At 68.9% G+C, this 7,489-nt stretch carries 5 protein-coding genes and 1 pseudogene; 3 read left to right on the top strand and 3 right to left on the bottom strand.

Translation table 11 applies throughout. The features are described 5' to 3' along the window. Position 1 precedes the first annotated feature (1 nt). Both D180_RS06435 and D180_RS06430 read right to left on the bottom strand, forming a co-directional pair. Positions 2-1,402 (bottom strand): amino acid permease, encoded by a 1,401-nt coding sequence (locus D180_RS06435; RefSeq protein ID WP_017912142.1) that lies wholly within the window; start codon positions 1,400-1,402, stop codon positions 2-4. Between the two features lie 84 nt (positions 1,403-1,486). Beyond that, the gene (locus tag D180_RS06430; protein WP_017912141.1) at positions 1,487-2,959 is read right to left on the bottom strand and encodes an amino acid permease; all 1,473 of its coding nucleotides are present in this window, start codon (positions 2,957-2,959) and stop codon (positions 1,487-1,489) included. Between the two features lie 169 nt (positions 2,960-3,128). On the opposite strand from D180_RS06430, the pseudogene D180_RS06425 reads away from it, so the two are divergent. Then, positions 3,129-3,668: pseudogene (locus tag D180_RS06425) on the top strand (NUDIX hydrolase); the annotation flags it as partial. A gap of 400 nt (positions 3,669-4,068) precedes the next feature. Here D180_RS06425 and serA read toward each other — a convergent pair. Next, positions 4,069-5,310, bottom strand: coding sequence for a phosphoglycerate dehydrogenase (gene serA / locus D180_RS06420; RefSeq protein ID WP_017912139.1), 1,242 nt, complete (start codon positions 5,308-5,310; stop codon positions 4,069-4,071). Between the two features lie 261 nt (positions 5,311-5,571). On the opposite strand from serA, the gene D180_RS06415 reads away from it, so the two are divergent. Beyond that, positions 5,572-6,960 carry an FAD-binding oxidoreductase gene (locus tag D180_RS06415; RefSeq protein WP_017912138.1) on the top strand — a complete coding sequence of 463 codons (1,389 nt, stop codon included), beginning with the start codon at positions 5,572-5,574 and terminating at the stop codon, positions 6,958-6,960. A 116-nt stretch (positions 6,961-7,076) separates the two neighbouring features. Continuing rightward, positions 7,077-7,394 carry a DUF2388 domain-containing protein gene (locus D180_RS06410; RefSeq protein ID WP_010341821.1) on the top strand — a complete coding sequence of 106 codons (318 nt, stop codon included), beginning with the start codon at positions 7,077-7,079 and terminating at the stop codon, positions 7,392-7,394. Positions 7,395-7,489: the final 95 nt, after the last annotated feature.

Raw genomic sequence — 7,489 nt, 5'->3', positions numbered from 1 at the left:
TTTAGCCGTAGCCGAAGTAGATCGCCAGGCCGATCACCGTCCAGCCGGCCATCAGCATCCAGTTGTGCGCGGTCATCGCCGACAGCAGCGCCAGGCAACTGAGCACGCCGGCGATGCAGATCGGCCAGGCGAACGGGATGCGGAACGGGCGCGGCAGGTCCGGCTGGGTGCGGCGCAGGATCAGCACGCCGGCGCAGACCGCGGCGAAGGCGATCAGGGTGCCCATCGAGGTCAGTTCGCCCAGCACGTCCAGCGGGAACAGCGCCGCCAGCAGGGCGATGCCGATGCCGGTGATCACCGTGTTGACGTGCGGGGTGCGGTAGGTCGGGTGGATCTTGGTGAACACCGGCGGCAGCAGGCCGTCGCGGGCGATGATCATGAAGATGCGCGGCTGGCCGATGATCATCACCAGCACCACCGAGGACAGGCCGATCAGCGCGCCGACCTCCACCACCACGCGCAGCCAGCCCAGTTGCGGATGCGCGGCGACCGCGGTCACCACCGGCTCGTCGGTGCCCAGTTGCGCGAACGGCACCAGCCCGGTCATCACCGCGGCCATGGCGATGTACAGCACGGTGCAGATCACCAGCGACAGGATCATGCCGATCGGCAGGTCGCGCTGCGGCCGGTGCGATTCCTGCGCCGCCACCGACACCGCCTCGAAGCCGATGTAGGCGAAGAACACCATCGCCGCGCCGCGCAGTACGCCGTCCAGGCCGTACTTGCCCGGGCCTTCGTTGGCGGGGATGAACGGGTGCCAGTTGGCCGGGTCCACGTACTTCCAGCCGGCGGCGATGACCAGCACGATCAGGCCGCTCTTCAGCACCACCATCGCCATGTTCATCGCCGAGGACTTGCGGATGCCGACGTAGCACAGCCAGGTCAGCAGCAGCACGATGCCGGCGGCAGGCAGGTTGGCGATCGCGCCGGTGGGCTGCAGCTTGCCGTCCAGCGGCGCGTTGACCAGGGCTGCGGGCAGATGGATGTTGAAGTGGTCGAGCAGGCTGAGGAAATAGCCGGTCCAGCTGACCGCCACCGCCGAGGCCGACACGCCGTACTCCAGCACCAGCATCCAGCCGATGAACCAGGCCGCCAGTTCGCCGAAGGTGGCGTAGGTGTAGGTGTAGGCGCTGCCGGAGACCGGCACCATCGCCGCGAACTCGGCGTAGGCCAGCGCGCAGAACGCGCAGCACACCGCGGCCAGCACGAACGAGAGCATGATCGCAGGCCCGGCGTGGTTGGCCGCGGCCTGCCCGGTGATGACGAAGATGCCGCCGCCGATCACCGCGCCGATGCCCAGCGCGGTCAGGCCCCAGGGGCCGAGCGCGCGTTGCAGGCCCAGCCCGCCGGCGTCCTCGTGGCTGGCATGGGGGTGTTTGGTGGCCAAGAGTTGTTTGAGCATCGAGCGGTTCCAGCCGGGCGCGGCGTGCGAGGAAGGGGTGCGAACGCGAAGACCGGCGCGGACGCCGGTCTTCGGGGGAGCGGATCAGGCCTTGGCGGCCAGGCGGCTGTTGCGGATGCCGTAGAAGAAGTAGATGCACAGGCCGATCAGGGTCCAGCCGACGAACACCTTCCAGTGTTCCTGGAATGCCTGGAAGAACAGGCCCACGCAGAACAGCGCGCCCAGCGGGCACACCGCCCAGAACAGCGGCACCCGGAACGGACGCGGCAGATCCGGACGGGTGAAGCGCAGCACCATCACGCCGACGCAGACGGTGGCGAAGGCCAGCAGGGTGCCCATCGACACCAGTTCGCCGAGCACGTCCAGCGGAATCAGTCCGGCCAGCAGCGCCGCGAGCACGCCGACCACCACGGTGCCGACGTAGGGGGTGTGGAAACGGCGATGGACCTTGCCGAACAGCTTCGGCAGCAGGCCGTCGCGCGCCATGGTGTAGAAGATGCGCGGCTGCGCCATCAGCATCACCAGCACCACCGAGGACAGGCCGGCGATGGCGCCGATCTCGACGAAGGTCTTCAGCCAGGCCAGCTGCGGATAGTGCTCCAGCGCAGTGGCCACCGGCTTGGCGGTGCCGAGCTGGGTGTAGGGCAGCAGGCCGGTCAGCACCGCGCAGACGATGATGTAGATGACGGTGCAGATGGCCAGCGACACCAGGATGCCGATCGGCATGTTCTTCTGCGGGTCCTTGGTTTCGCCGGCGGAGGTGGAGACCGCATCGAAGCCGATATAGGAGAAGAACACGATGGAGGCGGCGCGGAAGATGCCGCTCCAGCCGAACTCGCCCGGGCCGGTGTTTTCCGGGATGAACGGATGCCAGTTGTCCGGGTTGATGTAGAAGATGCCGACGCCGACGAACAGGCAGATCACCAGCACCTTGATCGCCACCACGATGGCGTTGACGAAGGCCGATTGAGTGACGCCGACGTAGCACAGCGTGCTGACTGCGGCCACGATCAGCACCGCCGGCAGGTTGACGATGTTGCCCGAGGCGACGAAGGCGTGGCCGGTCCAGGTCAGCGGCGCGCTGGCCAGTTCCGCGGGGAAGGGCAGGCCGAGGGTGCCGGTGACGAAGCTGATCAGATAGGCCGACCAGCCGACCGCGACGCTGGAGCCGGCGAACAGGTATTCCAGCACCAGGCACCAGCCGATGAACCAGGCCACGCCTTCGCCTAGCGTGGCGTAGGAGTACGAGTAGGCGCTGCCCGAGACCGGCAGCATCGCCGCGAATTCGGCGTAGCACAGGCCGGCGAAGGCGCAGGCCAGGCCGGCGAACACGAACGAGAGCATCACCGCCGGGCCGGCATGATTGGCCGCAGCCTGGCCGGTGAGCACGAAGATGCCGGCACCGATCACCGCGCCGATGCCGAGCAGGATCAGGTGCCTGGCGGTGAGGGTGCGTTTGAGGGTGGCTTCGCCCTCCAGACTGCCTTCGAACGGTTCGCCGGCATCGACGTGACCGGCCGGTTCGATCGGCTTGACCCTCAGCAAAGACTTGAGCATTCGGTGCATCCCCAGGTGGCGGTACGGGGCAAGCGGCCCCGGCAATGGCGAAGCGCCGGGCCCGCAGCGGGCGACGCAAGCGTCGTACCATGCCAAAGCCGGCCGGCCGCCACAAGCCGCGCTGCACCGTGGACGGCGATAATGGCCGCCCCCGAATGCGAGAACGCCGATGCCGGAGTCGTCCCTACGCCAGCAGTTGCAGGCCCATGCCGGGCAGTGCCCGGACCAGGCGGAGGTCGCCGCGCAGTTCCTGGCCTTGCTCGACGATGCCGCCGATCCGTTCGTGCGCGCGCGCCTGGACGGCCATTTCACCGGGTCGGCCTGGCTGGTCAGCGCCGACGGCACGCGCACCTTGCTGACCCATCACCGCAAGCTGCAGCGCTGGCTGCAACTGGGCGGCCACGCCGACGGCGACCGCGATCTGGCGCGGGTGGCCTTGAAGGAGGCCGAGGAAGAATCCGGGCTGCCCGGCCTAACACTGGAGGATGGCGCGATCTTCGACCTGGACCGGCACTGGATTCCCGCCCGCGGCGAGGTGCCGGGGCACTGGCATTACGACGCACGCTACGTGGTCCGCGCCGGCGCGGACGAAGCCTTCGCGGTCAGCGCCGAGTCGCTGGCCCTGGCCTGGCGCCCGATCGCCGAACTGCTGGATGAAGCGGACCTGGATCCGTCGCTGCGGCGCATGGCGCAGAAGTGGTTGCAGCGCAGCGCATCAGCCCCTTCCCCCCGGGAGAGGGGTTGGGGTGAGGGTCGGGCGCGAAGCGCTGCATCAATCTGGCAACACGAGGCTTCGCCCGCACCCTCATCCGCCCCTTCGGGGCACCTTCTCCCGAAGGGAGAAGAGAGAAGCCGGCTCCGGTCGGATGACTGAGCCCCTCTCCCGCCGGGAGAGGGGTTGGGGTGAGGGTCCGGGTAGCGCAGCGCATGCGGTGTTTCAGCTGCACGAGGCTGCGCCCGCACCCTCATCCGCCCCTTCGGGGCACCTTCTCCCGAAGGGAGAAGGGAGAAGCCGGCTCCGGTCGGATGGCTGAGCCCCTCTCCCTCCGGGAGAGGGGTTGGGGTGAGGGTCCGGGTCGCGCAGCGCACCCACGAATCCCCAATCCCCGCTAGTAAAGAATGCGCGTCCGCAACGTCCCCGCCACCTGCGCCAGTTCCTCCTTCAGCACCGCCGCCTGCTCCTCGCTGGCGGCCACGTCGATCACCACGTAGCCGACCTTGGGGTCGGTGCGCAGGAACTGGCCGTCGATGTTGACGTTGTGGCGCGAGAACAGTTCGTTGATCTGCGACAGCACGCCCGGCACGTTGCGGTGGATGTGCAGCAGGCGCAGGCTCTCGGCGTGCTCGGGCAGGGTCACCTCGGGGAAGTTCACCGCCGACAGGGTGCTGCCGTTGTCGCTGTAGCGCACCAGCTTGGCCGCCACTTCCACGCCGATGTTGTCCTGCGCTTCCAGCGTGCTGCCGCCGACGTGCGGGGTCAGGATCACGTTGTCGTGCGCCGCCAGCGGCGATTCGAACAGGTCGCCGTTGCCCTTGGGTTCGATCGGGAACACGTCCACCGCGGCGCCGCCGATGTGGCCGCTGCGCAGCGCCGCGTCCAGGGCATCGATGTCGATCACCGTGCCGCGCGAGGCGTTGATCAGGTGCGCGCCCGGCTTCATTTGCGCCAGCTGCGTGGCGCCGATCATGTCGCGGGTGGCCGCGGTTTCCGGCACGTGCAGGGTGACCACATCCGAGCGGGCCAGCAGGTCGTCCAGATCGGTGGCGGTGCGGGCGTTGCCCAGCGACAGCTTGGTCTCGATGTCGTGGAAGATCACCTGCATGCCCAGCGCCTCGGCCAGCACGCCGACCTGGGTGCCGATGTGGCCGTAGCCGACGATGCCCAGCACCTTGCCGCGCGTCTCGTGGCTGCCGGCGGCCGACTTCGACCAGCCGCCGCGGTGGCATTCGGCGTTCTTCTGCGGAATGCCGCGCAACAGCAGGATGGCCTCGGCGATCACCAGCTCGGCGACGCTGCGGGTGTTGGAGTAGGGCGCATTGAACACCGGGATGCCGGCCAGTTCCGCGGCGTCCAGGTCGACCTGGTTGGTGCCGATGCAGAAGCAGCCGACCGCGATCAGGCGCTTGGCGTGGGCCAGCACCTCGGCGCTGAGCTGGGTGCGCGAGCGGATGCCGACGATGTGCGCCTCGGCGATGCGCTGCTTGAGCTCGTCTTCCGGCAGCGACTTGGCGTGCAGTTCGATCTGCGAGTAGCCGGCCGCGCGGAACACGTCGACGGCGGTCTGGCTGATGCCTTCGAGCAGCAGCACGCGGATATCCTGCTTCGGAAACGAGGTCTTCTTGGGCGACATTGCGGCGAGGGAGCGATGGCCAACGGGCCGGTCACTATGCCAGATGGCTTCGCGCTTTGGTGCGCCGCAATAGGATGCCGGGAGACCGTGGATGCAACGCCGGTGGACGGTTTCAGGTGCATCGATTGGCGGTGGCCGGCGGGGAATTCGGGAGTGGGGAGTGCGGATTCGCAAACGCGGCGACCTGCTGGCAGCGAACTGGACGCCGTTGCGCAAGGCTGGCACGCTTGAACGATTGTCTACGCTTCGACCTCTCCACTTATGACCGACCCGCGCCTGGATGCCCTGGCCCTTGCCGTTCCCGGCCTGCGCCTGAAGACCGATCCCGCCGACCTGGAGCACTACGGCCGCGACTGGACCCGGCGCTGGACCCCGGCGCCGCTGGCGATCGCGTTGCCGGCCACGGTGGAGGAGGTGCAGGCGGTGCTGCGCTGGGCCAACGACCACGCGGTGGCGGTGGTGCCCTCCGGCGGCCGCACCGGCTTGTCCGGCGGCGCGGTGGCCGCGCACGGCGAACTGGTGCTGAGCCTGGAGCGGATGAACAAGGCGCTGGCCTTCGATCCGGTCGATCGCACCCTCACCGTGCAGGCCGGGATGCCGCTGGAAGCGGTGCACAACGCCGCGCGGGAGCACGGGCTGCAATATCCGGTGGACTTCGCGGCGCGCGGGTCGTGCTCGATCGGCGGCAACATCGCCACCAATGCCGGCGGTATCCGCGTGATCCGCTACGGCAACACCCGCGAGTGGATCGCCGGGTTGAAGGTGGTCACCGGCAGCGGCGAGCTGCTCGAGCTCAACCGCGGGCTGATCAAGAATTCCAGCGGCTACGATTTCCGCCAGTTGCTGATCGGCTCCGAAGGCACCCTCGGCATCGTGGTCGAAGCCACCCTGCGCCTCACCGACCCGCCGCCGCCGAGCAACGTGATGCTGCTGGCGCTGCCCTCGTTCGAGGTGCTGATGCAGGTGTTCGCCGCATTCCGCAGCCGGCTGCAGTTGGAGGCGTTCGAGTTCTTCACCGACCGTGCGCTGCAGCACGTGCTGGCGCATGGCGCGCAGGCGCCGTTCGACACCGTCTATCCGTACTACGTTGTCACTGAGTACGCCAGCGGCAACGAGGCGCAGGAGGCCGCGGCGCTGGCCGCGTTCGAGGTCTGCATGGAGCAGGGCTGGGTGCTGGACGGGGTGATCAGCCAGAGCGAGGCGCAGGCCGCGCAGCTGTGGCGCCTGCGCGAAGGCATTACCGAGGCGGTGGCGCGTTACACCCCCTACAAGAATGACGTGTCGGTGCGGATCTCGGCGATGCCGGCGTTCCTGGCGCGGACCCAGGCGCTGCTCGGCGAGGCCTACCCGCAGTTCGAGGTGGTGTGGTTCGGCCACATCGGCGACGGCAACCTGCACATCAACGTGCTCAAGCCCGAGGCCACTGCGCCGGCGGAGTTCATCGCCGCCTGCGAGCAGGTCACCAAGCTGCTGGCGCAGGTGCTGGCCGAGCACGGCGGCAGCATCTCCGCCGAGCACGGCATCGGCCTGGTCAAGAAACCCTACCTGGACAGCACGCGCAGCGCCGAGGAGATCGCGCTGATGCGCGCGGTGAAGCGCGTGTTCGATCCGTCCGGGCTGCTCAATCCGGGCAAGCTGTTCGACCCCTGAGTCCAGCCGCGCGACCGCCGCGCGGCCCGTTCAGGCGCTGCGCGGGGCGGACCGCTAGGCTATGCGGCGCGGCACTGGCCGTCCCCTTTTTCACGATCCCGTTTGGAACGATTGCAATGACCCGAGTGACCGCGCGCTGCGCCCTGCTGTTCGCCCTGATCCTGCCCGCGTTCGCGCAGGCGTCCAGCTTCGCCGGCAGCTCCGCCGGTTCGGCCTCGGCCGGCTCGGCCGGCAGTTCGGCGTCCTCGGACAGCAGTTCCAACAACGACAAGGTGGTGCTGCAGGCGCGCGACGACGCGGCCGGCTTCGTCGCCAGCGCCGGCCGCATCCGCGGCGTGCAACTGGAAGCGGCGCTGCGCGTACTGCGCGAGCGCAACCCGCAGGCGCAACAGGCCAGCGATCTGGAACTGGCGCAGGCGATCCTGGCGCTGTGATCGCGCGCCGGCCACGGCGCCTGCGCGCGCGGTGGCTGGCGGTCCTGGCGCTGGCTGCTGCGATGCCCGCAGCGGCCGCGCCGCTGTCTGCCGAC

This window comes from Xanthomonas sp. SHU 166 (genome assembly GCF_000364685.1).
Taxonomy (GTDB): Bacteria; Pseudomonadota; Gammaproteobacteria; order Xanthomonadales; family Xanthomonadaceae; genus Xanthomonas_A; species Xanthomonas_A sontii.
The sequence above is the reverse complement of the archived record's forward strand: the minus strand, read 5'-3'. Positions and strand labels throughout refer to the sequence as shown.

Excerpts from the sequence above, each read along its gene's own strand:
- D180_RS06430 (WP_017912141.1), bottom strand. The coding sequence starts at position 2,959 with ATGCTCAAGTCTTTGCTGAGGGTCAAGCCGATCGAACCGGCCGGTCAC.
- D180_RS06415 (WP_017912138.1), top strand. The coding sequence starts at position 5,572 with ATGACCGACCCGCGCCTGGATGCCCTGGCCCTTGCCGTTCCCGGCCTG.
- D180_RS06435 (WP_017912142.1), bottom strand. The coding sequence starts at position 1,402 with ATGCTCAAACAACTCTTGGCCACCAAACACCCCCATGCCAGCCACGAG.
- D180_RS06410 (WP_010341821.1), top strand. The coding sequence starts at position 7,077 with ATGACCCGAGTGACCGCGCGCTGCGCCCTGCTGTTCGCCCTGATCCTG.
- serA (WP_017912139.1), bottom strand. The coding sequence starts at position 5,310 with ATGTCGCCCAAGAAGACCTCGTTTCCGAAGCAGGATATCCGCGTGCTG.